The organism is Leeuwenhoekiella sp. H156, from assembly GCF_052218455.1.
GTDB lineage: Bacteria > Bacteroidota > Bacteroidia > Flavobacteriales > Flavobacteriaceae > Leeuwenhoekiella > Leeuwenhoekiella parthenopeia.
Genome location: NZ_CP197499.1, coordinates 2805472 through 2830811, shown reverse-complemented (window position 1 = coordinate 2830811; position 25340 = coordinate 2805472). Strand labels below are relative to the sequence as shown.

The 25340-nt window shown below is 44.1% G+C and carries 19 protein-coding genes; 8 read left to right on the top strand and 11 right to left on the bottom strand.

Annotation, left to right across the window (positions count from 1 at the left end; genetic code table 11):
* Nucleotides 1–374: 374 nt before the first annotated feature.
* Complete coding sequence (locus ACSSS3_RS12200) at nucleotides 375–3101, bottom strand: T9SS type A sorting domain-containing protein (protein ID WP_442844844.1); 2727 nt, start codon at nucleotides 3099–3101, stop codon at nucleotides 375–377.
* 550 nt (nucleotides 3102–3651) lie between these two features.
* On the opposite strand from ACSSS3_RS12200, the gene ACSSS3_RS12195 reads away from it, so the two are divergent.
* From ACSSS3_RS12195 to ACSSS3_RS12185, 3 genes are all read left to right on the top strand, one after another.
* Nucleotides 3652–4206: a GrpB family protein gene (locus ACSSS3_RS12195; RefSeq protein ID WP_442844843.1), complete on the top strand. Its 555-nt coding sequence runs from the start codon at nucleotides 3652–3654 to the stop codon at nucleotides 4204–4206.
* A gap of 160 nt (nucleotides 4207–4366) precedes the next feature.
* A complete protein-coding gene (locus tag ACSSS3_RS12190; RefSeq protein WP_442844842.1) occupies nucleotides 4367–4804 on the top strand; it encodes a 3D domain-containing protein in 438 nt (145 codons plus the stop codon).
* A 147-nt stretch (nucleotides 4805–4951) separates the two neighbouring features.
* On the top strand, nucleotides 4952–5725 hold the full coding sequence (locus ACSSS3_RS12185; protein WP_442844841.1) for a 3-keto-disaccharide hydrolase: 774 nt from the start codon (nucleotides 4952–4954) through the stop codon (nucleotides 5723–5725).
* On the opposite strand, the gene ACSSS3_RS12180 is transcribed toward ACSSS3_RS12185, so the two are convergent.
* Nucleotides 5722–6612: a DUF808 domain-containing protein gene (locus tag ACSSS3_RS12180; protein WP_228231664.1), complete on the bottom strand. Its 891-nt coding sequence runs from the start codon at nucleotides 6610–6612 to the stop codon at nucleotides 5722–5724. The genes ACSSS3_RS12185 and ACSSS3_RS12180 overlap by 4 nt on opposite strands.
* Nucleotides 6613–6888: 276 nt before the next feature.
* On the opposite strand from ACSSS3_RS12180, the gene ACSSS3_RS12175 reads away from it, so the two are divergent.
* Together ACSSS3_RS12175 and ACSSS3_RS12170 are read left to right on the top strand one after the other, a co-directional pair.
* Nucleotides 6889–7260: a hypothetical protein gene (locus ACSSS3_RS12175; RefSeq protein WP_442844840.1), complete on the top strand. Its 372-nt coding sequence runs from the start codon at nucleotides 6889–6891 to the stop codon at nucleotides 7258–7260.
* A gap of 126 nt (nucleotides 7261–7386) precedes the next feature.
* Nucleotides 7387–8250: an SdiA-regulated domain-containing protein gene (locus ACSSS3_RS12170; protein WP_228231662.1), complete on the top strand. Its 864-nt coding sequence runs from the start codon at nucleotides 7387–7389 to the stop codon at nucleotides 8248–8250.
* Nucleotides 8251–8282: 32 nt separating this feature from the next.
* Here ACSSS3_RS12170 and ACSSS3_RS12165 read toward each other — a convergent pair whose 3' ends face one another.
* The 4 genes from ACSSS3_RS12165 to ACSSS3_RS12150 form a co-directional block, all read right to left on the bottom strand.
* Nucleotides 8283–8861 carry a YceI family protein gene (locus ACSSS3_RS12165; RefSeq protein WP_442844839.1) on the bottom strand — a complete coding sequence of 193 codons (579 nt, stop codon included), beginning with the start codon at nucleotides 8859–8861 and terminating at the stop codon, nucleotides 8283–8285.
* Between the two features lie 63 nt (nucleotides 8862–8924).
* Nucleotides 8925–10196, bottom strand: a complete 1272-nt coding sequence (locus ACSSS3_RS12160; RefSeq protein WP_442844838.1) for a hypothetical protein — start codon at nucleotides 10194–10196, stop codon at nucleotides 8925–8927.
* Nucleotides 10197–10208: 12 nt separating this feature from the next.
* Nucleotides 10209–10808 (bottom strand): YceI family protein, encoded by a 600-nt coding sequence (locus tag ACSSS3_RS12155; protein WP_442844837.1) that lies wholly within the window; start codon nucleotides 10806–10808, stop codon nucleotides 10209–10211.
* Between the two features lie 175 nt (nucleotides 10809–10983).
* Nucleotides 10984–11265 (bottom strand): hypothetical protein, encoded by a 282-nt coding sequence (locus tag ACSSS3_RS12150; RefSeq protein WP_442844836.1) that lies wholly within the window; start codon nucleotides 11263–11265, stop codon nucleotides 10984–10986.
* 325 nt (nucleotides 11266–11590) lie between these two features.
* Here ACSSS3_RS12150 and ACSSS3_RS12145 point away from each other — a divergent pair, with 325 nt between their 5' ends.
* The 3 genes from ACSSS3_RS12145 (at nucleotide 11591) to ACSSS3_RS12135 (ending at nucleotide 18424) form a co-directional block, all read left to right on the top strand.
* Nucleotides 11591–15169: a ShlB/FhaC/HecB family hemolysin secretion/activation protein gene (locus ACSSS3_RS12145; protein WP_442844835.1), complete on the top strand. Its 3579-nt coding sequence runs from the start codon at nucleotides 11591–11593 to the stop codon at nucleotides 15167–15169.
* Nucleotides 15170–15448: 279 nt separating this feature from the next.
* Nucleotides 15449–16897, top strand: a complete 1449-nt coding sequence (locus tag ACSSS3_RS12140; RefSeq protein ID WP_442844834.1) for a Gfo/Idh/MocA family protein — start codon at nucleotides 15449–15451, stop codon at nucleotides 16895–16897.
* A 66-nt stretch (nucleotides 16898–16963) separates the two neighbouring features.
* Nucleotides 16964–18424 carry an exonuclease domain-containing protein gene (locus tag ACSSS3_RS12135; RefSeq protein ID WP_442844833.1) on the top strand — a complete coding sequence of 487 codons (1461 nt, stop codon included), beginning with the start codon at nucleotides 16964–16966 and terminating at the stop codon, nucleotides 18422–18424.
* Here the strand turns inward: ACSSS3_RS12135 and ACSSS3_RS12130 are convergent.
* The 5 genes from ACSSS3_RS12130 to ACSSS3_RS12110 all read right to left on the bottom strand — a co-directional run bounded on the left by ACSSS3_RS12130 (nucleotide 18421) and on the right by ACSSS3_RS12110 (nucleotide 25330).
* Entirely contained in the window at nucleotides 18421–19086 is a 666-nt protein-coding gene (locus ACSSS3_RS12130; RefSeq protein WP_442844832.1) for a hypothetical protein, read from the bottom strand. The two genes, ACSSS3_RS12135 and ACSSS3_RS12130, sit on opposite strands and share 4 nt — an antisense overlap.
* 4 nt (nucleotides 19087–19090) lie before the next feature.
* Nucleotides 19091–19705, bottom strand: a complete 615-nt coding sequence (locus ACSSS3_RS12125; protein ID WP_442844831.1) for a hypothetical protein — start codon at nucleotides 19703–19705, stop codon at nucleotides 19091–19093.
* 23 nt (nucleotides 19706–19728) lie between these two features.
* A complete protein-coding gene (locus tag ACSSS3_RS12120) occupies nucleotides 19729–20334 on the bottom strand; it encodes a hypothetical protein (protein WP_442844830.1) in 606 nt (201 codons plus the stop codon).
* Between the two features lie 345 nt (nucleotides 20335–20679).
* A complete protein-coding gene (locus tag ACSSS3_RS12115) occupies nucleotides 20680–22191 on the bottom strand; it encodes a rhamnogalacturonan acetylesterase (protein WP_442844829.1) in 1512 nt (503 codons plus the stop codon).
* A 292-nt stretch (nucleotides 22192–22483) separates the two neighbouring features.
* Entirely contained in the window at nucleotides 22484–25330 is a 2847-nt protein-coding gene (locus ACSSS3_RS12110) for a glycoside hydrolase family 2 TIM barrel-domain containing protein (RefSeq protein WP_442844828.1), read from the bottom strand.
* Nucleotides 25331–25340: the final 10 nt, after the last annotated feature.

Sequence of the window (25340 nt, the reverse complement as noted above, 5' to 3'; positions counted from 1 at the left end):
TATTTAATTACCCTGAGTGATGCGACAAAGGAGCATCTAATCAAAGGAAAAGGCTGGGGATGGATGTAATTTTGAATTTTAAACCTTGAATATTGAACCAACCAGATGTGATTTCTCAGTCGCTTAGGGCTCCCTCGAAATGACTGTTGGCCAAAGCTGAATGCGGAGTACAGAGTTAGGAGTTATTTTGAATCGCTAAAAGTAACTCAACACTCAGAATTCTTAACTCTGCATTCTGCTAACTGCCCACTGAGACTACTTACTAATTCAGAATGCTAAATTATTTTGTATTTCTAATTTCGTATTTCGTACTTCTCACTTCTAACCACTTACCTCTAACCAGCAAACTGCTTACTGCTTTCTATTTCGTGCAATTATCCCTTTATAAACCGAAGCGTGCTGCTCTGCTCCCCGCTGGTAACACGAATCAAATATATGCCGGGAGTTAAGGAAGATACCGGGATCGTACGTGTTTGCGAAACATCAAGCGGCCCCAGCACATTGCGCCCATTCAGATCGTAAATGATGGCTTGCGATGCATTTGCCTCATTAAGCTGCAACTGAAGCACATCGTTAGCAGGATTGGGATAGATTTTAAACGAGTCTTCAGCATTAACAGTTGTGACACTCAGCTGATCAAAACGTACCGGTAAACTGGCAAGCGTATAACCGGCAGATGCCGAAAGATAGGCCGTAAACGGATCTACCGTTTCCGGAGTTCCGCTCGCGACCCGTTTAAAAACCGGGTCTTCATTCTCCATAGCTAGGGTATAAGCCCCTGCCATGGCCTGAGTTTTAATATAGACCGCGTTCAGGTTATTTGTGGTGTTGGCTTTGGGAGTACTCACCGCACCACTGCCCGTAAAGCTAAAGCTGCCTGTTCCTAAAACCAGTACCGGGGTATTGGCCGGGATGACGTTACCTGTGATCAATTTGCAGGCAATTTCATCGGTTCCGGGTTCTATCGTATAGCAATCTGCACCTTCGGGAATAGAAGCTTCAAAAGGTAAAATAAGCAGTTCGTAACCGCTAAAATCCCGGGTATAGCTGGCCTGTGTAGCCGTAAAGCCTTGGGGCACCTGGAAGTTTCCGTTGCCTTCCAGTTTCAGCTGCGAAGCCTGAGTGCGGCTAACTACATTAGGCTGATCCAATCCACTGCTTTCGACAGTGTAAAACAACAGGTTGGGATTTGCCGCCTGAGATTTCCAGTCGGTAGTTTCAGGGATGGCCGTGGTCTGGGTAAAATCGATCCCGGTATAATCAGGATTGGAAAGCGCTTCGAGCAAATCGCTGTCTTCCTTGCTGTAAATTCCTTCAAAAGCATAGGCCTTTTCATTCCCCAGTAAAAAATAAACCGCTCCAAAATCAATGGTCAGCACCGAACTGTAATTGGTATTGCTGATACCTAAAATTCCCGTGATTCCATCGGTAAGTACCGCCCGTGAAAGATCGAACTCCCATTGAAAATTACCCGTCGCAGGCATATTGATACGCCCGTAGTTATGCGAACTCAAAGCTCCCGCAGCGTTGACGTAGTGCAGGGTGGTATTGTCTGAATTGTATTGATTGGCAGAGACCACATTTTTCACCTGAAAAACCAGTTTGGTATAACGGTCATCAAGCGCCAGATAGCCATTAGTCAATGCGGTGTTTGAGCTGATGAGGCGGTTGTTAACGCTAAAGGTCTTCTGACGGTCACTCAGCTGATAAGCGGTACCAAAAGCTGCCTGCGTGGGGTTTTGGCTTTCTATGGGATTGTAATATACGGGGCTTCCGGTCATTTGCGACTCGGGCCGCTCGCTGCTTTTTTCAAAGACCAGCGTGGTAAAACTGCTGGGCGCAACGGTAATTTGCGGGCGAAAACGTTCTGAATCATAGGTAACTTCGGTAGTGGTCATACTTTCAGACGTTGTGGTGACCACGCGGGTACCGCTTTGGGTATAAAACGGAAGGTCTGCCGTAAGATTATAGGTGTTGGCCGAAGCATTGATAAGATGCAGCGTCAGGGTGTTTCCATCCTCAGAAATATAGGCCGAACCTTCAAGTTGCCCGCTGTCATCAAGCCAGGTTGCGGCAATACGCTTTTTACCGGTGGTGTATTTCGCAAAATGCGACAGAATATACCCCCTTTTGGTAATCACGCCTTCCTGGGTACCGCGCTCGCCATCACCCATCATCCCGTAATAGCGTTTGGAAGCGTAATGCACCCATGCACTTACGTTTGACAGCATGGCTGTGTTGATGCTTCGGGCAAAATCAAAGGCGTCCTGCTGCCAGTTATAATCGCGCGGAGCCTGACTGCCGGCGTTCCAGTTGATCAAAAACTCGGTCATCCAGGCCTCTTTCCCCTGACTGCGTTGCAAGGTAATCCCTTCGGTCTCCACCGCGCCATACTGATGACCGGCAAAAATGTCGAATTGTTGGTTAACCCCGTCTGCTGCCAGTGCCTGCGCATAACGCGTGGAAATCCCCACCGTCTCCGGGGCGATAATTTTACAGTCGATACGGCTGCCGTAATCCCGTATAAAGTTTGCCATTTGCTGCGGCGTCCAGGAGCAACCCGCGTAAGTAACCTTATAATCGGGTTCATTTTGCAGGGAAATGCCATCCAGTTCTACCCCGTTATCCCGCAGGTACAGCACGTAATCATTGAGATAGTCTGCATAATCCCCGTAGTTTTCTTCTTTGAGAAAACCTTCGATCTCATTGCCGTTTGCGTCAGTTACGATACCGGCTATGTTGTTGTTTGTTTTCCACTCGGCCGGCATAGACCAGGGGCTCGCAAAAATGATAAGTCCCAGGGATTGCGCAAGCTGGGCAGTGGCCAGAGACTGTGGCCAGTTGTCACGACCTATGGGAATATAAAGCCGCATGATGTTATAACCCAGTTCGCTGTCTGCTCCCCAAAGCTGGCGTATTTGAGCAGGGGTCATGTGGTTGTAGGCAAATTGCGGACTGCACACAAAACCGCCGTAGCCCGTAACGGTTTGAAAGCTGGCATCTGCATCGATTTGCACCGTAGCATTGACTTCCTGCCCGTTGAGGTTTGACAGCATCAGACAACAAAGCAGGCATAAAAAATAGGTGTAGTGTTTTTTCATGGCAGTAGTTTTTTGGTTTCAGTTTAGTATGATCGGGATTTAAAAGGTCCCGATTCTGGTTCTAATTGGTTTTAAGAAATCGATTGCGTAAATCGGTTAAAAAAAATATGCGTTAACCCGGGAGCCAAAAAGCGCTCGCATTTACGGGTGTAATTTAGAAAGTTACAGGCTTGTTCACTGCCAGATTGGGTTACACATACTTTTGAATAGGATACATGAAAGGGGTTTTAAAACTAGAAATGACTCAACTATTTAGAAGCAAAATTTGAAACAAGCTTAAATCAACATCCTGAACAGTTGAAATCTATTTATTTTGGAAATGCTTACCGCCTGGGTTAAAGCCCGGTTTATCTTTTATATTTGTTTAGGTGACGGGTAAGCTGCTATTTAGAAGATAAAAGACTTTCGGTTAACGTTAATTACCGAAAATCAAAATTCCCCGGAAACGGGAAAGCGCTTTGCAAAATAACAGACAAATGCTTTCGTATTTGCGAAATACAAACCATCCTGATTGTTCCACTAAACCATTCGGTTTTAGCTGAAAGACGATATGTTAATCGAAAAATACAACTCAAAATGGATTGAGCAGTTCGAGAGTTTAAAACTGGAAATCGAACATGGTCTCAATGGACTAAATCTGCCCATCGAGCACGTAGGAAGTACTTCGGTACCCCATTTAGATTCAAAACCCATTATAGACCTTGATATCATCTACAAAAACGCATCTGAGTTTAAACTTTTAAAAGCCAGGCTCACAAGTATTGGGTATTATCATAATGGAGATCAGGGAATTGAGAATCGGGAAGTATTTAAACGCGATAAAAAGGGCGGGCATCCTGTTTTAGATTCCATTCCGCATCATTTATATGTTTGCAAGGCTCAAAGTGAAGCCTTGCAAAGGCATATCCTAACACGTGATGTTCTACGGAAAAATGAATGGGCCAGAACAACATATCAGGCAATGAAGTATGAGCTGGCCGAAAAGGCAAATCAGGATAAAAAACGCTACGCAGCACTTAAAGAACGCTATGCCAATGCATTTTTTGACGAAATCATCGAAAAAGAAAAGTTAAGCTCCGGTTCCCGGCAGGAATCAAAAGATTGATCTCTAAAATTGGATTCTTCAATTCGCTTACAAAATTACCCTAACCAGATAAACTCCAGAATCATTACCAAAGCCAACGCGTGCTGCTCAATTTCTCAGAAACAAACCAGCATATAGTTAAATATCAGTGTTTTGCCTGTTTTTTGTATTTTATAAGTATATGAAAACGAAAACACGAATTGCCAAATTGGAGATATTTCTTCTCCTTACTGCTTTCATTCTATTTGGGAGTTGTGCAGAGCCTGAAAATAAAGTTACGCTTACTGTGACGGCAACCGCCTACAATGCTGTTGAACACCAGACTAAAAAAGGCAATCCGGGTCTCGCAGCCTGGGGGGATCGGTTAGAGCCCGGCGAAAAAGCTATTGCTGTATCCCGGGATCTTATACATTTAGGATTAGATTACAACGAGGAAGTAGAAATTGAAGGATTGGAAGGCACCTACATTGTTAAAGATAAAATGAACCGACGCTGGGAGAAGAAAATTGATATTTATATGGGGTTTGATGAAGAAGCGGCAAAAGAATGGGGCAAAAAAACAGTTACTATCACCTTCAACAAAATAGACCGACCCGATGATCAATTTTCATCGGACTAGTCCTATTCTAAAATCACTACGCGCTGTAGATTAGATATTCCAACATCCCGTATCACAGAGGCTTTACGCTAAATTATAGACCTTCTGTTTATGTATACCATATGCTTACCTAAAAATTAAATACTTTTAAGAGCTCAACGAAAAGCTATGAAACAAATCCTATATGCCGGTCTCCTGCTTTTGGCACTCAATTCCTGCAAGGAGCAACCCCGGGAAACCGAATGGATCACACTCTTTAACGGCACCAATCTGGAGGGCTGGACGCCTAAATTCTACCATCATGAAACCGGTGATAATTATGCCGATACCTTTAGGGTTGAAGACAGCAGTATCGTGGTGGCTTATGATAAATACGACAGCTTCAATGAGCGCTACGGGCATTTGTTTTATGAGAAAGCTTTTGAATCGTTTCACCTGAAATTCAAATACCGCTTTACCGATGAGTGGATGGAAGATGCCCCCTCCTACACCTTTCGCAACAGCGGGGTGATGTTTCACAGTCAGGCACCCGAAACCATATTGAAAGAGCAGGACTGGCCGCTTTCGGTAGAATATCAGATGCTGGCAGAAGCCGAACCCGGAAAACCCAGACCTACCGGAAATATGTGTTCGCCGGGAACCGATGTCTATTATGAAGGCAAAAAATCAAACGATCACTGTATCAATTCAACCTCTGAGACCTACACCTGGGATACCTGGGTTGAGGCCGATTTGATTGTCTACAGCGATTCGCTGATTATTCATAAAGTAAACGGTAAAGAAGTGCTTCGGTACAGTCAAACGCAACTAGGCGGCGAGGTCGCAAACGGTTTTGACCCCGCCTTAAAAATCGACGGAACAGCCTTAAAAAGCGGTTATATTGGCCTACAGGCCGAAGGTCAGGGAGTTATTTTTAAAGATCTAAAGCTGAAAGAACTCTAGTGTGCAGAAGCCTTCTTGCCCTTGAAGAGTTTTTTGGCACCATTTACTATCGGTAAAACCAAAAATCCTATTACCAGACCTGCCAAAAATTCAAAAACAATTGCCGGAAGCCCCAAACTTTCTTCCCAATGGTGGAAGAACTCCAGATTATGTACAAATATTCCACCTGAAACCAACATTAAAGCGATGGTTCCTATTACCCCAAGGCTTTTGATTACCCAGGGAAGCGCGTTTACCAGAAACATACCTACTTTATCTGAAAAGCTATTTTCGCGGTCGTTCAGGTTGATGAGTTTGGCTCCAAATTCATCCATACGCACGATAAGCGCTACAATCCCGTAAACCCCTACCGTAGCAACCAGAGCGATAACAGTCACCACACCTATTTGGGTCGTGATAGGCTCCTGAGCCACCGTCCCCAATGCGATAATAATGATCTCAACCGAAAGAATAAAATCGGTAAGAATAGCCGATTTTACTTTCTCCTTTTCGCGGGCCATCAATTGTTCTTCACTCATTTTATCGAGTTCTTCAACGGCATTGTGCTTCTCGTGAGGCACCAGATATTCGTAGATTTTTTCGGCACCCTCATAGGCCAGATAGAGTCCGCCCAAAATTAGAATCACGGTTATCGCCGTGGGCAGAAAGGCACTCAGCAAAAAGGCTATGGGCAGAATAATGACTTTATTGAGTAACGAGCCTTTGGTGATTGCCCAGAGAACCGGTAATTCACGATCAGACATAAAGCCCGAAGCTTTTTCGGCATTCACGGCAAGATCGTCTCCGAGAATTCCGGCGGTCTTTTTACCCGCTACTTTACTCATTACGGCTACATCATCCATCAATGCAGCGATATCGTCTAATAATGCAAAAAAACCTGAGGCCATAAAGAAGTTTTGGTTGTCTGCGGCAATATAGGTTGGCTCCAGATAATATGAAATTAAAAAAACGATAATTTATTCAACCGATGCCGTTAAAAGTGCATGGTTCCTTCTGATAATAAGGATCAAAACAAAAAGATTAAACACTTAAAAAATCGCTATAAATGAAGATTTCGTCGCTCCAATTTGTTAAAAATGATAATTATGTAGTACAATAACTACTATTTAGAATGATTTTAATTAATTTCGTCCGCCAAAAATACTCCATTCTCCAAAAAACTAATGAATACTATAAACCTTGGCAATTTTCGTTTAGACTTTCAGCCCCATTTTATCAAATTAAAAATAAATGAAGGTTATCATTTTGATGCCCGAGCATTTACGCAATGCCAGACGCTTAAAACAGAAATTTATGGGAATCTTAAAATCGGTCTACTTCTTTCAAATGATGTTGAAGCCGATTATTCTATAGACCCTTTGTTTTTGGTGAAATACCGTGAAACTATGGAGCGCCATTTTCAATGGATCATCATTGTATCTAACCGAAAACCCGATTTTATGAATTACAAATACATCTCCAGGTTAACCAGCATTCCCTGCAAATTTGTACGCAACTATAAAAGTCTCGATCAGGACTCTTGTATTGCCTCCTGACAGGTATCGGGTTGCGATAACCTGAATAAAGCCGCTGCTTAAATCTTAAAACTTAATTAAGAACACATTAAATACAGCCGCCAGCCCTTAGCTTTGATACTCAAAACCAATTGTAACTAAGGTTCTATGAAATATCTTTCGCTATACATCATTTTAGGAGTTATGCTTATTGCGGGCGTACTGTCCTTTTTCTTTTATAAAAAATCGATGCGCGAAGAAGAGGAAGTTCTTGCCAAAGCCACCTATACCATTCATAAAACCTGGGAGTTTCCGCAGATTCTTAATGAAGTAAGCGGTATTGCCTGGGTAAATGACTCTACGCTCGCCTGCATTCAGGATGAAGAAGGTGTTATTTACGATTTCAATTTAATTACTTCAGAAATTACCCACGATGTACGCTTTGGGGAAGATGCAGATTATGAAGCCATTGCCCTCAAGGGCAAACAGGCCTATGTGATGCGCAGCGACGGACTCGTTTTTGAAATTGCCGATTATACGCTGGATACCCTGGACGTCTCCCCGTTTGACACGCCGTTTGATGCCCAGAACAATATGGAATCTTTAGCCTACAATCCTAAAACAGATTTGCTGGTCACGGTACCCAAAGATCGCGGACTTAAAAAAGACCGCTACAAAGGATTATATGCCATATCACCCGAAACGAAAACAATGGGTGAAAATCCCTTGTTTAACATCGATATGAAAACCAAAACGCTTGATTCTATCCAAAAGAAAAAGGCAGAAAACAACTTCTACCCTTCTGATCTGGCTATTCATCCTAAAACCGGCGATTATTATCTGGTAGACGGGCGAAATCTAAAACTCCTGATTCTTACCCAAAGCGGGAAAGTAAAAGCCTTACACAACCTCAACCGCTATCATTTTGAACAGCCGGAAGGAATCGCCTTTAGTCCCGAAGGCCGTTTGTTTATCGCAAACGAGGCTGCCGGTGGCGTGGCAACCCTGCTGGAGATTACGCTCGAAGAATAACGAACACGCACCAAGCTCAGGTTGACTTCCTTTTAAAAATCTGCTACAGATCCGCCAATATCAAAATGGATGGTTATCACATCGTCTATGACCACGAGACCCATCAGTTTTCTGGGTTTTTCAAGCTGAAAATCCATAATATTTACTTCAAGTTTTCCCGTTGCGTGGCTTAAATCCTGCCGGTCGTAATCAATGGGAACAGTATAGGTATGCTGCTTGCCTGCAAGGGAAATAATTACCGTGGCCTCATACCCCTTTTCAGACACCGACACCCGGGTGAAATTTAAAAAAACGGAAGGATAAGCTTCCGCCCTGAGCATCTCCCTAAAATCTTTATTTATTGCCTTTCCGCCGCAATCAAAACCTGCCAGGTCCAGCCGGAGTACGGCATTGCTAAGCACATACAGGTTTGCTGTTTTGGCGTAAGTCAGGCTTGTTTTAGGCTCCAAATAAGCACTATCAAATGTACATTCAAAGCAATTTACATTGGTAGACCCTTCAATGCTAAGGACACTGCTTTGTAACCCGTTAATCAGAAGCCCCTGCGGCTCCTTTTGAGCGTATCCGCTAAACAAACCAAGTACCCACAAAATAATTAAACCTGTTCTCATAGTGCCAATTGAAAATGCATTGGGATAGAACAACACCTATCCCAATGCACATTAAAGTTTGAATTAAAAGCTGATCACAGCCTCCAGAATGAAGCCGTCAAACTGAGCTTCGTTATGCAAATCGGTTACCGGATAACCCGTGTATTTTTGAGCCACATATTCGGCTTTCATCAGGATATTTTGAGTCATAAACCAGCCTGCGGCCAGTTGTACCCGGCTGATATCGACATCGGCTCCTCCCACTAATTCTCCCGAAACGTAATTGTAGCGTCCACCCAGATAGATTTTTTCCTGAGCACCAAAACGGTAAATCAATTCGCCTGAATATTGATTCCAGCTGCGGTTATCGGTTTCTCCCGGAGCTTTTCCGGTTGCATTCTCATAGACCCCGAAGAATTCCAAACCTTTATACTTCAGAAAGGGGTTGATCATAAAACTGGTCAATTCAGAACGTAAATCGGGGTTTATACGACCCGCACGAAAACCATCTCCCGTACCATCTTCGGCAATCATCACATTGTAATATCGTGATCCGGAGCGGTCACCACTGTACAGATAAATGCTTTTTGACTGGTTGGATTTGTACACAGACCCGGTAAGCCTAACCCGTAAATCTTCGGCAAGGGTATCATCAAAGCCTACTTTGGCGAGGAAAGACGGACTGGTTGTTTCAGGATTGGTAACCGCCTGGTTTAATTTCCCGTTGGTCAGACCCAGCATTCCAAACCAGCCTTTGTCGAAGTAATACACCTCGGCTCCAACTTCGGTCGTAAAGCTGTCCATCAAATAATTGCCCACAAACGGATTGTAAAGCGCCATAGCATTATCGGTACGTCGCAAATGCGCATCACCATAGTTGTTTTCCATATGACCAATTTTGATACGCATATGATTCATCAGCTCTTCCATAAAGCCCTTTTTGATAAAATCAAGCTTATCGATTTGAAAATACCCACCCTTCACATAGGTCTCTGTGTGATGCTGTGAAGACAGATAGGTTCTTAAGTGCATACGCACCCCATCGTATAAAACCACATCGAGATCGAGGTTTGCGGTAGCCAGGTTAAAATTGCTGCCTATATCCTGTAGTGCGGGTGTAGCGGCATTACCTGAGTTTTCGTGATCCAGTGCCTGAAACTGCAGGGTTGATGCGCCGCCTAATCGCACATACAGTCCTGAAAAACCGGACACGGTATCTTTAGGTGCTTCAAACTGATTGATGCCGCGCTGGTCTGGCTGTCTGAAATTGTCGAGATCACGCTTGCTCTGAGCCTCTGTCGAAAATGCAATAAGACCAAAAAAGGCTGCTATTAAATAAGTAATTGACTTGTTCATGAGTATTGATATTTAATTGATTGTGTTGAAAAAAGAAACTTTAAAATCGATTTGAATGTCATCTCCGGTTTTGATCGTTCCGAATAATGCGGTTGGCGGCTCCACTTCAAATTGGGTCATCCTGAGTTTTTTAGAGCCGCTAAGACGTATGCTATCTGCTGTAAGTTCTGCCTGAAATTCTACAGCTACCGGTTTGGTAACCCCTGCGATCGTGAGCGCCCCGGTTGTCTGTAAAAGGTACCCGCCCGATTGTGTGGCCTTTATCGCTTCTACAGATTTTAACTGAAAGCTAATTGTTGGATGGTCTTCTGTTTTTAAAGCTTTAAAGGTGTTTTTGTCCATCCCCGATTTGCCGCTTAACAGCGACTCCGATTTTACGCTAAACGACAGATCTGAGACTTCCTGCAGATGGCCCTCACTTTGCTTCAGGCTAATTTTGCCTTTCATACGAGTTGCCTCCAGCTCCCAGTCATGAATATTAGAGGTTCCTAAAACCCGCAATTCAGACTCCTTTTCTTTTAAGTCATAGGTCTGTGCCTGTATACAGGTTAACCCAAGAAAAAAGACACTGAAAATCAACATGCCCCAACCCTTTCTAGTATTTGTTCTCATAGCTTTTGCTTTTAATTCTACAGGACAAAATTGCACGCTTATGAGGTCTTAAAAGATGACTTATATCAGCTTCTGATAACTTTGTTTAATTGGAGTGTTTAAAACAAAAGCGCATAAAAAAACCCGCTCAGCAGCACTGAACGGGTTAATCAAAATTCCTTGAAGAGGTGATGATCTACATATCTTCTTCGGGACTAACGGGCAATAAAATCAAAGTTTGCTTACGGTCGCTTCCGTTCATCAGGTAATCTATCTTGAGCTTGTAGTTGATCTCACGCTCTTCCGAATAAAACGCGCCATCGCGAATGTCAAAGCCACCGGTTTCGGTATAGGCCAGGCTCACAATTTTCGATTCATCGATAGTGCGCAATTTTAATAGTTCGTGTTCACTTAAACTATATCGTTTGAGAAGTGTGTTGAGGCTTTGGGAAAAATGGCTGTTGGCTGAAGTTTTCATAATACAAGAATTTTCAACAAAATTATTATTAACAATATAAATGAACGCATTCCGTATTCCCAATTCACACTTTATTAGCACAGTTTTAGCCTATTATTAAGCTTTTTGGTTTGAAAACCAGCATCAGGACTTTAATTGGTTCACCGCTAAATACAAGAAAATTAATTATTTAGAATAATTAATTAAAATACCCAAACTGCAATTTAGACCGGCTTATACGAAAGCTATTTCTTAACACTTCTTTAAAGCTGTGTTATATGAGGGTTAAAGTCTCGGGCTTCTCCGTGATTTTAACATATTTTCAGCCCTTGTAAGCAAATCCTATATGAAAATCACTACATCTACAACCCTACCTTTTTATTTAACGGCAATTTTGCTCCTGATTCTCCCTATTTGCGGGGCACAGGCGCAGGATCGCAGCATAGAACAGGTGTTCTATTTTACCGGAAATACCTCTTTACAGACTCAAAACCCCTCGCTTGAAGTGCTCAATGCCATCACTGCCATGTCTCAGAATGATGAGAAAGCGACGTTTGTGGCTTTGGGTAACATCACCGATAAAGGCTATCCGCCAAAAGATAAAGACAGAAAGCAGGTAGAAGAGCAACTTAAAGCAAGTCTGCTGCAACCCCTTGAAGACTTTAACGGCAACCTGATCTTTATGCCCGGAAAAAACGAGTGGAATAAAAACGGACACGAAAATATTGACGATCTGGAGTCTTTTATACAGGATAACAGTGAGGTGAAATTTTGGCCAAACGACGGCTGTGTACGGGAGATAGAAGACCTGGATATGGATAAGGTCGAGTTGCTGATGATAGATTCACAATGGTTTCTCGAAGATTGGGATGATCATCTGTACCTCAACAACAAATGCGACATCAAAACCCGCGATGACTTTTTCGCGAAGTTTAAAGACGACCTTAAAGACGAACAAAACAAAACGGTAATTGTTGCCATCTACCATTCGGTACTTACGCGCTCGCGTCAGGATTTCTTCGAAAACATTGGCGGTCTTAGCAAACAGGATTACTACAGCCAGCAGCGTCAAAAACTTGCCGGAACGATCGAAACGCTGGCTACACTTTTTCCTGATGTGGTTTTTGTTTCAGCCAGCGACCGCAACCTGCAGTATGTGGAAGATGATGGTATCCCGCAAATCATAAGCGGTGCAGCGGCAGATAAACTGGATAATGTTAAGAATGCCAAAGACGGTCAGTTTGCCTCCAAGACCAACGGTTTTGCCAGACTTACAGTATATAACGACCGTAGCTCCAAAGTGGAATTCTTCGCTACAGGCAACGGTAACTCCGAAAAACTCTTTGAAAAAGACATTCGCCGTCAGCAAACCAAATTGAGCGAAGTAAGTTATCCTGATATTTCAAACTTTGGCGACACCTTTAAGACTTCGATCTATACACCCGAGGAAACAGACAAAAACGGTCTGTATCGCTTCTTTTGGGGAGAACATTACCGCCCGGTTTACAGTCGTGAGATCGAGGCTCCGGTTTTAGACCTTTCGACTTTGCCCGGCAATGTACGCGCCATTTCTGAAGGTGGTGGTAACCAGTCGCGTTCTATCAGACTTATAGATGAAGAGGAACACGAATATACCGCCCGTGAACTCCGCAAAAGTGCCGTACGCTTCATTCAGTCTAAAATAACCGATCATTACGTGGAAAACATCATGCGTAACTCTATCGCAGAAGATGTGGTTCAGGATTTTTACACCACGGCTCATCCCTATGCGCCTTTCGCCCTTAACCCTATTTTTGACAGTCTGGATATTTACAATGCAGAGCCTAAAATCTATTATTTGCCCAAACAAAAACAACTGGGTATTTACAATGAAGATTACGGCAACAAACTCTATATGCTCGAGGCGCACGCCGGGGACGAAAACAAGTCTTTTGAACGTTTTGGCGATGCAGATGATATCATAAGCACCAAAGATTTGCTGGCCAACATTCGCAAGTCTAAAAAGCATCAGGTTGATGAATCCAATTTCCTTAAAGTACGCCTAATGGATTTTGTCGTGGGCGATTACGACCGCCACTACGACCAATGGCGCTGGTCTGAATACGAGCAGGAAGACGGTAACAAAATGTATAAAACCATACGCCGCGACCGCGACCAGGCATTCCCCAAATACGACGGACTTATCCTGAGCATTCTTAAAATGGGAATGATTGATTTCCGCTCAATGGAAAAATACGATGAAGATGTAAACAGCGTCAAATGGATGAGCCGCTACGCCTATCCGCTTGATCAGGCTTTCTTAAAGGAAATTACCTGGGAAGACTGGCAAAAACAGGTTGATTTCATTCAGGAAAATCTAACCGACGAGACTATTGAAACCGCCTTTGCAACCCTGCCTGAAGCCACACAGGATGAGACTATCACAAACATCAAAAAGAACCTGAAACTGCGTCGTGATAATCTGCAATCTATCGCGAAGCGCTATTATGAGTATTTGATGAGCCATCAGATTATTTTGGGTACGGAAGATAAAGATGAATTCCGCATTACCCGTAAGCCAGATGGAGCGACGACCATAAGTCTAAAAACCGAAGGCGGCCGTGATTTTGAACGTACCTATACCAAAGACCTCACTAAAGAAATCTGGATTTACGGTCTGGATGACGAAGACACTTTTGTGGTAGAAGGTGAAGGTGATGATTACATCCCACTGAAGATTCTGGGTGGTGAAAACAACGACGTCTACGATTTTCAGAATAACAGACGCGTAAAGGCCTATGACTATAAAAGCAAGAAAAATACCTTTACCAATGCGGCTTCCAGCAAATGGCTGGTAGACAGTTACGATATCAACACCTATAATGATGAAAACCGAAAGCTAAGTGCCAATACGGTATTCCCAAGTATTGGTTTTGACCCTGATGCCGGTTTTAAAATAGGTTTACGCGATACCTACACGACCTACGGCCTGGCAAACAATCCGTTTAAAACGCAGCAAACCCTTACCGCTGCCTTTTATTCAGCAACCAGTGGCTTATCTTTAGATTATTCGGGAGAGTTTGCACACGCGTTTTACAATTGGAATTTTAAACTCGATGCGCGTATTACCAGTCCTAATTATGCGATCAACTATTTTGGTACCGGTAATGACACGGCTTATGATGAAGATGCGGTAAGCCGCGATTTCAATCGGGTGCGTATCGCCATTTGGAATATTCGCCCTGCCCTTAAATATGCTAAAGACCGAATCTTTTTTAGCGTAGGGCCCTTGCTGGAAAACTTTGATGTCGAGGACCGATTGAACAGTGTTACCTCCGATGAATTTACACCCGATAATGATGTATTCAGAAATCAGCTTTATGCCGGTGGCGAAGCCCGGTTTCAGTATAAAAACAAAACCGGTGAAATCGCTTTTATACGCAGAGGTTTTCAGTTTGACCTGACTGCAGGTTACAAAACGAGTTTGAAAGACGAGTTTAACAACAGCTTTAGCTATATCAATCCTTCGTTCTCTATAGACTTCCCGTTACACTCTAGTGGTTTTGCAGTGCTGGCCACAAAGGTTGAAGGTCAGGTAAACTTTGGTGATTATGAGTTTTTCCATGGTGCCACCCTGGGTGGTAACAACAGCCTGAGAGGTTTCCGTAATGAACGGTTTAACGGAAACAGCAGCTTCTATCAAAGTATTGATTTACGTACCGGTATCGCTGACTTGCGTACCAGCTACGTGCCTTTACGTCTGGGAGCAACATTGGGTTACGACTACGGTAGGGTATGGACAGAAGATGGTTCTTCAGACCAGTGGCATAGCAGTTACGGTGGTTCGATCTTCCTGAACGGGTTTAAGGCCGTCACCGCAAATATTGGCTATTACCTGAGCGACGAAAGCGATCGTGTCATTTTTACGCTGGGCTTTAGATTCTAAGCCTTTCAACAAAAAATCTTTTTTAAAAATCCTGTCGGTTTCGGCAGGATTTTTTTGGTTTAAGAGCACTGCTCCCGTTATGGATTCCGTCTAAAAAAACCGGGATAATTGCGGGGGTTTAGCCAAAGTACTTTGGGTATAAAAAACTTTCAACATCTTGAAATACCAAAAAAATGCATTAATTTTTACCGAAATACGAATTATTCAAGTGTATTTTTAAGGATAGCCAGGTTTCGTCCGCTACTGAAATACCGATAACCACTTTAAAATTTAAACCACATGAAACGCAACACACCGCTACATTCTGCACCTCGCAGGGATTTCATCAAAAAAGCTTCAATCGCCTCACTGGGTATTTCTATAGTACCCAGACACGTTCTGGGAGGCGTAGGTTTTACAGCACCCAGCGATAAACTTATGGTAGCCGGCATTGGTGTAGGCGGTAAAGGTGAAAGCGATATACAGAGTTTTGCAGATTCCGGTTTGGCCGAAATCGCTTTTTTATGCGATGTAGATGATCGCAGAGCCGCAACTTCCAGAGCCCGTTTCCCAAAGGCAAAATATTATAAAGACTACCGGGAGATGCTCGAAAAAGAAGCTGATAAGATCGATGCAGTATCGGTCTCTACTCCAGATCACGGCCACGCGGTTCAGGCGATGGCTGCCATGCAACTGGGCAAGCACGTCTATGTTCAAAAACCACTTACCCACGATATTTATGAAGCACGAGCGCTTACCGAGGCTGCAGAACGATACAAAGTGGTCACCCAGATGGGAAATCAGGGGGCTTCTAATGACGGTACCCGCCTGATGAGCGAGTGGTTTGACGCGGGGCTTATTGGCGACGTGACTGAAGTTTATTGCTGGACGGATCGTCCCGTTTGGCCGCAGGGAATCCCGTGGCCGCAAACCTCCGGTACAATCCCCGCAGAGCTCGACTGGGATCTTTGGCTCAATACTGCACCTTACAAAGAATATGTTGACGGGCTCGTACCCTTTAACTGGCGCGGCTGGTGGGATTACGGCACAGGTGCCCTGGGCGATATGGGCTGTCACCTGGTGGAAGTTCCCGTGCGCGTACTCAATCTTAAATACCCTAAAAACGTACAATGCAGCGTGGGCAGCGTCTATGTAGACGAATTCAAACGCGGGTATTTCCCCGACAGTTGTCCGCCTTCCAGTCACGTTACCATGACTTTCCCTAAAACAGACAAAACTACCGGAGACATTAAACTGCACTGGATGGATGGCGGCATTCAACCTACCCGTCCTGAAGAACTGGGGCCTAATGAGGTTTTTGGTGATGGCGGAAATGGTGTGCTTATTATAGGAACCAAAGGAAAAATGATGTGCGGCACCTACGGTAGAAATGCCCAGCTCTTACCTACTTCAAAAACCGCAGAAACTCAGGTGGCTGAAAAGTACGAGCGTGTTCCGGGCGGAGCTGAAGGACATTACAGGCAATGGGTTGAAGCCGCACTTGCCGGCTATGGCAAGAAAGAAGTGAGTTCGCCTTTCAGTGTAGCCGGTCCGCTTACCGAAACCCTGCTTATTGCCAATCTGGCCATACGAGGATTTGATATTCGTAAAGAACGAGAAGACGGGCGGTATGATTATCCCGGGCGCTATATCGAAATGCTTTGGGACGCAGACAACATGAGGGTTACCAATTTTGAGGAGGCCAATCAGTTTGTAAGACGCAACTACCGCGAGGGCTGGAAGCTTTAATACTTCAGCTTAACTAAAATTATTGGAAAAAATCCGTATTAACGGATTTTTTCCTTTTAAAAGACCATGAAAATTCGGTACTTTGCCCGTATGAAGGAGGCCAAGTTTGCGATCATAGATGTGGAAACCACGGGAGGCGGGATCAGAGGAAACAAGATCACTGAGATTTGCGTCATTGTTTTACAGCACGGGCAGGAAATTGACCGCTTTGTATCGCTGGTCAATCCCGGTCGTGAAATACCCCTGTACATCGAAAAACTCACCGGCATTAATGATGCGATGGTTGCCGATGCCCCTTACTTTGATGAAATCGCACCTCAGATCAATTCCCTGACCAAAGACTGTATTTTTGTCGCCCATAATGTGGGCTTTGACTACAATGTAGTACGTGCCGAGTTTGCCGAAGCAGGAATCGATTTCAACCGCAAGCGCCTCTGTACCGTGCGTTTGGCCAAAAAGCTCATTCCGGGTTTATTCTCCTACAGTTTGGGAAATTTATGTACGTCGATCAACATCCCGCATCGCGACAGGCACCGCGCTCAGGGTGATACCGAAGCTACGGTCATCCTCTTTCAGCGCTGCCTCGCATTGGATGAAGACTATGAAGTCATCGGTGGTTTTTTAAACCGAAAATCAAAAGAGTCTTACGTTCCGCCCAATTGTAAAGCTTCCGATTTTGAAGATTTACCTCAAAAAGCCGGTGTTTATTTTTTTAGAGATAAAAAAGGGAGTCCGTTGTACATAGGTAAAGCCATCAATATCCAGAAGCGGGTGCTTTCGCACTTTCGGGAAAAAAGCAACCGAAAATATGCGCTGTTGCAAGATACCTACAGTATTGATTACGAACTCACCGGCAGCGAGGTATTGGCCCTGCTGCGAGAGGCAGAATTGATTCTAAAGCACTATCCCAAATACAACAAGGCTCAGAAGAACCCGACGAAACCTTACAAGCTTACCTCCTATCACAATAAAAAAGGGATTGAACAATTTGCCCTTCATAAAAATAAGATTGCTCCGGTGAGCTGGATGCAGTTTTACACGCGTGAAGAAGCCATTGAATTTCTGGAAATGCTGTGTGAAAAATTTGAGCTTTGCCCGAAGTTTTGCGCGCTGCAAACCGGGGTTGAAGTCTGCTCTCATTATAAAATTCATCAGTGTAGCGGAGCCTGCGACGGAAGTCTTTCAGCCAAGGAATACAACCGGCGTGTAAGTAAGGCGCTTGATTTTATTGCACAATACGAAGACTCTTGTCTTTTGCTTGAAAAAGGCCGTGAAGCCGGAGAGAAATCGTTTATTTATCTGGAACAGGGGCGTTTTGCCGGATATGGTTTTATCAGCGCTCAGGAAGAAATCAATGGCCTTGATGATTATCAAAACTTTCTGATTCGTCAAAAGAGTTCTGCTTATGCAGACCGAATCGTTCAGCGTTATGTGACTACTTCAAAAAATCTGGAGCGCATCGCACTAACCGAATCTCAGGAGCATGAAAACTCCATTTTCGAACATTGGTTTAGCCAAGGTGCCTAGCCTTGAACTTTTAGTACGAGCCAGCGCCCGGCCCCATCAGCTCCGGCATCAGCATCATAAACCAATTCAATAGATCCTGTACCGCTTATGCCAAAAAAAGGTTTACTTACCGGGAAAGTGATGCGCTGTGAAGCGTCTGGCACTGTTGTGGATTCAAGCATCAAACTCACATTTTTACTCGAATCTGAAAAGAAAAGCGTTAACCTGCGCCCCTCCGTTCCTCCCTTAATGCCTCCAATTTCATAATTGGCACCGGCATAATTAATACAGGTGACAAAAGTTGCCAGATCATTTGCTTCTCCTTCCCCCAGTTGAGGATCAAGAACATGAATGCTTCGAGTATTACCGTTGGTTGCATCAGGGGTAATTATACCCAAATCAATCTGGCCCGTTGTACGGGACACAGGCCGTATTACCGCTTCATTATTCACAAAAATTATATTTGCCCCCAGCTCGGTAAGATTGAGTTGCTCACCTCCTGTTAGTCCGGTAACGGTAATATCTGAAGTACTCTCAACCGGTAAAACAGTTACCCGTGCCGTACCATTAACGTCAAGAGTTGCCTGAGGATTCTGTGTATTTATCCCTACCTGCGCATTTAAAAGAAAACACGCGTTTAGTAAAAAAACCTGTAATCCTATCCTTAAATAGCTGATCATCATCTTTTTAATTTTGTAAAGAAAGTAAAATCCACTTCTTAGTAACTCCGTCATAAATAAACTCAGCCACGCCCCCACCCGTTAAAGAAACGCTGGGATTAGCTAGTGCATTTATTTGATTTACTTCTTGAGAATGCCGTAGGTTGTCAAAGGTGACATTGTGTTTCAGACCTGTATAAAAGAAAATATGCATTCCGTCCTCGCCTCCTGTAAAACCGGTAATGGTGATATTTCTATCATAACCTGTTATTAGTATTACCGTTTTACCCTCATTAGCTTGTCCCGGCCCAAGATCAAGGCTAAGGTTATCTATTCTGGGATTCCCGGAACCTGCGGGCAATAAAGCCGCAAGATTTTTCGCTCCTATACGATATTCTGAACTGCTTACCAGTTCAATTTTGTTATTTACAATGCGTATTTGCCTGGAAAAGGGAAGTGAGGTGAGCGTACCGTTATCATCTGCTCCTACCAGTTTCACGGCATCATCAGGTGAAGTACCTTCAATTTTTAAATCACCTACCACGTGAAGCATTTCTTCAGGTTGAGTAGTACCAATACCCACCTGCGCAAAGCCAAGGCCGGTGAATAAAAAGGAAAGAAGAAAAAAATAATTTTGTTTCATAAATGCATAGCATTAGGGTTTGTTTACCCGCGAACATTAATCATAACCCATCTCTGGAGTACACCGCTGTAAATAAACTCTGCAATACCCCGACCTTGCAGTTCTGTATTGTTACCATCTAAAGTTTGGATGCGGTTTTCAGGTAAACTACCTGCGTCTTCCGGGAAAAAAGTAACATTATTATTTTGGGCGTTGAGTACATAGAGTACACGACCATCATATCCGTTTGCAAAACCGGAAATGTCATAATTAACGCTTGAACCGCTCAATCGAATAACGGTATTCTGCTCATTTACAGTAGCTAATCCTAAATTGTAATTATCATATTGCGTCGTGGTAGCAGTAGCGGATTGATTTACATCTCCGATATAGAAAATATTACCATCAGACTCATCGACCTGAATGATTCCATCAATAATGACGAAATCATCCCCCAAAGGAAACTCTCTGGCAAAGCCCGTATTGTTCAAACCCACCAATCGGGTTGCCTTTACAGCAGTGCTGGGAATAAATTTAAAATCTCCTACTATGTGAAGTGTGGCCTGTGGGTTAGTAGTACCTATGCCTACCTGCGCCTGTAGTGAAAAAGCGCATAAAATCCCCATTACGAATACTAGTTGTCTCATCATTCAACTTATAAAAACTAAGACTCAGGGGTAGGTAAAAATAAGAGTTAGTAGCCTCGAAAACAGAACTTAAGAGCACTATTCGACTAGTTCAAATTTTCTTCGTTTAAATAAGCTGATTACGGTTTTAAGGAAATTTTAAGGACAAAATCAGGGTAAAATTCCTACAGAAATAAGAAAGAAAGAGACTACTAATAAAATTAACAAAAATAAAGATGATTGAAAATAATGAACAAAAAGCAAAGTTTTTCCATTAACACCGAACAGAAGTAAAAAAATGTGCAGGGCAGATCATTGTATCCCGGGGCGAACTTATCAGCTACTAGCTACAGATCAATGGAATTTGCATCATTCGGTTTCTATAAAGATATAATCACGCAAATCACTTTGGCGCAAACCTTCTATAAGTTCGGCAACTGTTAGCGCGTTCAGTTTTGCGCCCGCTGTATTAGTATGGGTATGATCATCCGGAAAGAAAGATGCCACCTTTTCAGAACCTAACTGTTCGTATTTTTGAGCTACCGCCTCATTTAAATCGAGGAAATAGCCTCCCGCCTGCTCGACAGCTTCTTTGGCCCAGGTACCGTAGCTTTCAGAGACCCTAATAACCTGCCCGTCATCCCACTGATTACGGGGGATCATACTCAGGACAACAGGTGTAGCTCCTGCTTCCTGCGTTTCCTTTATGTATTGTTTCATATACCAGCCATACGTATGTACGGTCTCGGTACCCGTGCTATCGCGGTTGACTTCCTGAGTCTCATCTCCCATTCCAGGTAAAGATCCGCGATATTTGGGCTGATCTACGCGTCCGCCATCGTTATGACCAAACTGCATCAACACAAAATCCCCGGGTTTTAATTGCGTTTTGACAGCATCCCAGAGCCCCTCGTATCTAAACGTTCTGCTACTTCGGCCACCACGGGCTTTGTTGTGCAGATTGATACGGGTAGTATCGAGATGCTGCTCCAGAAACATCCCCCAACCCGATTTGGTAGGCTGACCGTTATCAGCCACTGTAGAATCCCCGATCAGATATAAATTCCGCTTTGCGGGAAGTTTAACCACAGGGTTTTTCAGCAAATAGTTTTTTAAGGTATTGTCGCTCTCGCGTAAACCTTCTGCAATCAGGGAAGCAGCAAGGGCAGCTCCTTTTGCTGAAGTATGCGTATGATCGCGTTTGTAAAACAGGTTTCCGGTAACGGCATCTTCCCCTTTTGCCTCCATCGCTAAAGCCATCTTATCATTGAGGTTAATAAAGGTCACACCTTCTTCCGCTGCAACCTGTTTCGCCCAGCCTCCATACGAGTCCGTATTGCGGGGCACTTTACCCTTCTTCCAATCGTTACGCGGTATGGGTGCCATAACAATCGGGATAGCGCCTTTAGATTTAGCTTCCTTTACAATTTTACGCAGATACCAGCCGTAGCTGTGCACCACCTCGTGCTGGCCGGTAAGCATATTATCAATCTCCTCGGTTTCTTCACCTACTCCCTCAATCGTTCCGCGGGCACGTGAATCGTCATTTAAAGCCCCGCTATCATTATGTCCAAACTGAATCAACACATAATCGCCTTTTTGCAGACGGTCTAAAACCGGTTGCCAAAGTCCTTTGGTCTGAAAGGTGCGACTACTCGTTCCGCCCAGGGCGTGATTCTCAACCCGTACCTGAGTCATATCTAAAAACTGACCGATAAAATCACCCCAGCCCCAAAGACCGCCATCCCCCTTTCCGCTTCCGTTTTTTACGGTAGAGTCTCCTACGCAGTACACCACAGGTTTTTGGGCATTCAGCCCCATACAGTTAACCAGGATCAAAGCGAAAAACATGAGGTAACTTATCTTTTTTAAGGCTTTCATTCTTCTGAGTTTTGTAATCATTTGTTCGGTGTTCGGTGTTCGCTAAAGAAAAATAAATGGTTGAATTGCTGAATCGTTTAATCGTTAATAGACATCCTACGCTTTACTCAGCATTCATCATTCTGAATTCTGAATCCTGCATTCTAATTTCCTATTACCATTGAGTTCTCCTGCTACCGTTAGTGTAGGCTTATTTAAAAACGTATTTCGTATTTCGTATTTCGTATTTCGTATTTCGTATTTCTATATTCTTTTCTCTATTGTCTTTCATCTAAAATCTTTCGTCTAAAATCTACTTCCTAAAATCAAACCACAGCTTCATCGAGATGCCGTCATCGCCGCTTTTGATGCGAATGTTTGAAGGCTGACTGCTGGGGCCTTGTTGTTCCAAAGGTTTAAAAGCCCGCATTCCCGAAATCTCATACATAAACGAAAGGTTTCCTTGCGGAAATCGCGGCTGAAAATGACTGCCTTTAAATCCGTTTTTGGCTTCATCAGGAGTGAATAAACGTAAAAACAATTTATCGCTTTCGCTAAATACTTTAAAACTGTTGTCACCGGCCTGTAAATTCCCCGCCAAAAAATTGGCATAATAGCCCTTAAACTCAGGATAAATCAGGTTTTCAAAACTTTCTCCGGTGATCGTGGTGTTGTATTCCTTTTCCCAGATTCCGGTTTCGATTCCCTGCAAACGGTTACGCCAGGTATGATAGGGTCCGCGGCCAAAAAGCGTAATGCCCTCAACTCCTTCTTCCGGAAAGTCAAAGCTGATCCCAAACTGGTCGATATCACCCTCGTAAAACGCACCATCAAAACCGCTGTTTCTACCCGCATTTTTAAGCGCGATCAATTCCATATGCACCCGTCCATCGGGATACATCGTCCAGGTAATGTGATCGATACCGCCATTATAATCTAGCCGGCAAACGGCATGTTGACCCTCCTGACTCAGAACTAGTTTTTCAACTTCAGCTTTCATCCCTATGGGCTGTGGCCCATTCACAAAAGGAACCAAACGATCTCCATCTTTAATTTCGGTGATGTAACCGGTTTGAGCATCCAGCTTCAGGCTTAGTTCACCTGCACGCAATGTAACCGTATTACCCTCGCGAATGCCGGTTGCAGCCTTGTTGCCTTCCCCTTTATACATAAGCTTTTCGGCAAAATAATCAGCTTTATGTATTGGCCAGGTCCAGGTGTAGAGTTCGCGCCCATGGCTGTCTGTAGCCGTAATCTCCAGCCAGTCGCCGTAGAAAAAGTCGGGTGATACCGGTATCTGTAACTTTCGGGTTTCCCCGGGTTCTGCATCAGGAACTTCAATGATTCCCGAATCAACCACCCGGGTTTTTGTTCCCGGTTGATATAAAGCTTTGGCATCGGCCTGAATTACCCGATAGTTCATCGTGACCGTATTCAGACTGCTAAATAAATAATCGTTTGTGACCAAAAAGCTGCCGTCAAAGGTTTCGGTGATCGCTTTGGGCTTAAACTGCACCGGTGACCAGATTTCCTTTACCGCAAAAAAACTGCCTTCCTTTTGCCGGTGCGGCCCCAAAACGCCATCTGCCGCCAGATTGCCTTTAGAATCGAATTTTTCATCTCCGGTCCAGTCGGTACGCAAAACGGCTTCATCGCTAAACACCCACATAAAACCGCCTGCAAACAGCGGACTCTCGCTGTAATGCTCCCAAAAATCCTTGAGACCTGCACCAATGCCGTTATCGTAGGTACCGTGCATAAATTCGGTAGGAAAAAATACGTTCTCCCCGTTACCAAAACGGTGTACACCCGTAAGATACGTGGGATAATGATGCGTATCCCAACCGTCAAAATCGGCCCAGGGATGAATCACAATGCGGTTTTGCGGATCGTGTTTATTGAATTCCCCATCCAGTTCGTAGTTCCAGCCGCCTTCGTTGCCCTGATCCCAAATGATGATTGAAGGATGATTCACATCGCGCTCCACCATTTCCCTGATCAGTTTTTTTCCGGTTTCGGTTTCATACGGATTCTGCCAGCCTGCGAGTTCGTCAAGCACAAAAAGCCCTAGCGAATCGGCCACTTCCAAGAAATGATCGTCCGGCGGATAGTGAAAACGCACGGCATTCATATTCATGTCCTTAATCAGGTTTACATCCATAATGCTGATGCGCTTGCTGGTACTGCGACCGCTTTCCGGCCAAAAGCTGTGGCGGTTGATGCCTTTCATTTTGATTTTGGTACCGTTCACGTAAATCCCGTCGCGTTTTCTAAACTCAAGCGTGCGAAAACCGATGCGTTGGGTTACTTCGTGAATGGTTTTCCCGTTTTCCTGCAGCTGCAGGGTCAGGACATACAGATTGGGGTTTTCGGGATCCCAGGTTTTAACGCCTTCCCAGTTAAACTCGAGTAGTTCTTCCGGCTTCCCGCTCAGCTTCCGGCTTTCAGCTTCAAAGGTTTCAGCCTCACCCGCAAGCGGAGTGATTGTAGCGCTTACACGAAGGTTCTTAGAAGGATTTGATAATTTTAAAACGGCCTTTAGGCTCCCATTCATTTGGGGATCTACGGCAACGTGAGCGATATGGGTTTGGGGGTTTATTTCTAGCCAGACGGGACGGTAAATCCCGCCAAAAAGCCACCAGTCTGCCTTCCGCTCTGCGTTATTAATACTTCCATTTTCAGAATGCTTCCACACGTGAACCTCAAGCAGATTTTCAGCTCCCGGCTTTACAAAAGGGGTGATGTCGTAGTCAAACTCGTAAAACCCACCATGATGCTTCGGCCCCACGACCTTACCATTGACTTTCACTTCGGTATCGGTCATTACGCCACCAAAATGAATGGATATCCTTTTGCCTTTCGCAGAAGCGGGAACTTCAAACTTCAGTTTATAAAAACCTTCTTCTTTGCTGGGCTCGTCCTGTTCCAGTTCTTTATACCAGCGACCATAGGTATACTCACCGAAACCCTGCAATTCCCATTGAGAAGGGACTTCGATCGTGCTCCAGCTCCCGCTGTTGATTCCTCCTGAAACTTTAAAATCCCAGGTTTTGGGATGTTCAAAGTCGGTTCCTGACAGCCAGATTTTATGGGTTTCCTGAGCCCTGGCACACGTAAAGCTTAGGCCGGCGAGAATGAGAACGTGAAGAAACTTGTGCATGATGCGTTGT

Bases quoted from the DNA above. Each gene is read 5' to 3' on its own strand.
- ACSSS3_RS12200 (WP_442844844.1), bottom strand. From the start codon at position 3,101: ATGAAAAAACACTACACCTATTTTTTATGCCTGCTTTGTTGTCTGATG.
- ACSSS3_RS12195 (WP_442844843.1), top strand. From the start codon at position 3,652: ATGTTAATCGAAAAATACAACTCAAAATGGATTGAGCAGTTCGAGAGT.
- ACSSS3_RS12190 (WP_442844842.1), top strand. From the start codon at position 4,367: ATGAAAACGAAAACACGAATTGCCAAATTGGAGATATTTCTTCTCCTT.
- ACSSS3_RS12185 (WP_442844841.1), top strand. From the start codon at position 4,952: ATGAAACAAATCCTATATGCCGGTCTCCTGCTTTTGGCACTCAATTCC.
- ACSSS3_RS12180 (WP_228231664.1), bottom strand. From the start codon at position 6,612: ATGGCCTCAGGTTTTTTTGCATTATTAGACGATATCGCTGCATTGATG.
- ACSSS3_RS12175 (WP_442844840.1), top strand. From the start codon at position 6,889: ATGAATACTATAAACCTTGGCAATTTTCGTTTAGACTTTCAGCCCCAT.
- ACSSS3_RS12170 (WP_228231662.1), top strand. From the start codon at position 7,387: ATGAAATATCTTTCGCTATACATCATTTTAGGAGTTATGCTTATTGCG.
- ACSSS3_RS12165 (WP_442844839.1), bottom strand. From the start codon at position 8,861: ATGAGAACAGGTTTAATTATTTTGTGGGTACTTGGTTTGTTTAGCGGA.
- ACSSS3_RS12160 (WP_442844838.1), bottom strand. From the start codon at position 10,196: ATGAACAAGTCAATTACTTATTTAATAGCAGCCTTTTTTGGTCTTATT.
- ACSSS3_RS12155 (WP_442844837.1), bottom strand. From the start codon at position 10,808: ATGAGAACAAATACTAGAAAGGGTTGGGGCATGTTGATTTTCAGTGTC.
- ACSSS3_RS12150 (WP_442844836.1), bottom strand. From the start codon at position 11,265: ATGAAAACTTCAGCCAACAGCCATTTTTCCCAAAGCCTCAACACACTT.
- ACSSS3_RS12145 (WP_442844835.1), top strand. From the start codon at position 11,591: ATGAAAATCACTACATCTACAACCCTACCTTTTTATTTAACGGCAATT.
- ACSSS3_RS12140 (WP_442844834.1), top strand. From the start codon at position 15,449: ATGAAACGCAACACACCGCTACATTCTGCACCTCGCAGGGATTTCATC.
- ACSSS3_RS12135 (WP_442844833.1), top strand. From the start codon at position 16,964: ATGAAAATTCGGTACTTTGCCCGTATGAAGGAGGCCAAGTTTGCGATC.
- ACSSS3_RS12130 (WP_442844832.1), bottom strand. From the start codon at position 19,086: ATGATGATCAGCTATTTAAGGATAGGATTACAGGTTTTTTTACTAAAC.
- ACSSS3_RS12125 (WP_442844831.1), bottom strand. From the start codon at position 19,705: ATGAAACAAAATTATTTTTTTCTTCTTTCCTTTTTATTCACCGGCCTT.
- ACSSS3_RS12120 (WP_442844830.1), bottom strand. From the start codon at position 20,334: ATGATGAGACAACTAGTATTCGTAATGGGGATTTTATGCGCTTTTTCA.
- ACSSS3_RS12115 (WP_442844829.1), bottom strand. From the start codon at position 22,191: ATGAAAGCCTTAAAAAAGATAAGTTACCTCATGTTTTTCGCTTTGATC.
- ACSSS3_RS12110 (WP_442844828.1), bottom strand. From the start codon at position 25,330: ATGCACAAGTTTCTTCACGTTCTCATTCTCGCCGGCCTAAGCTTTACG.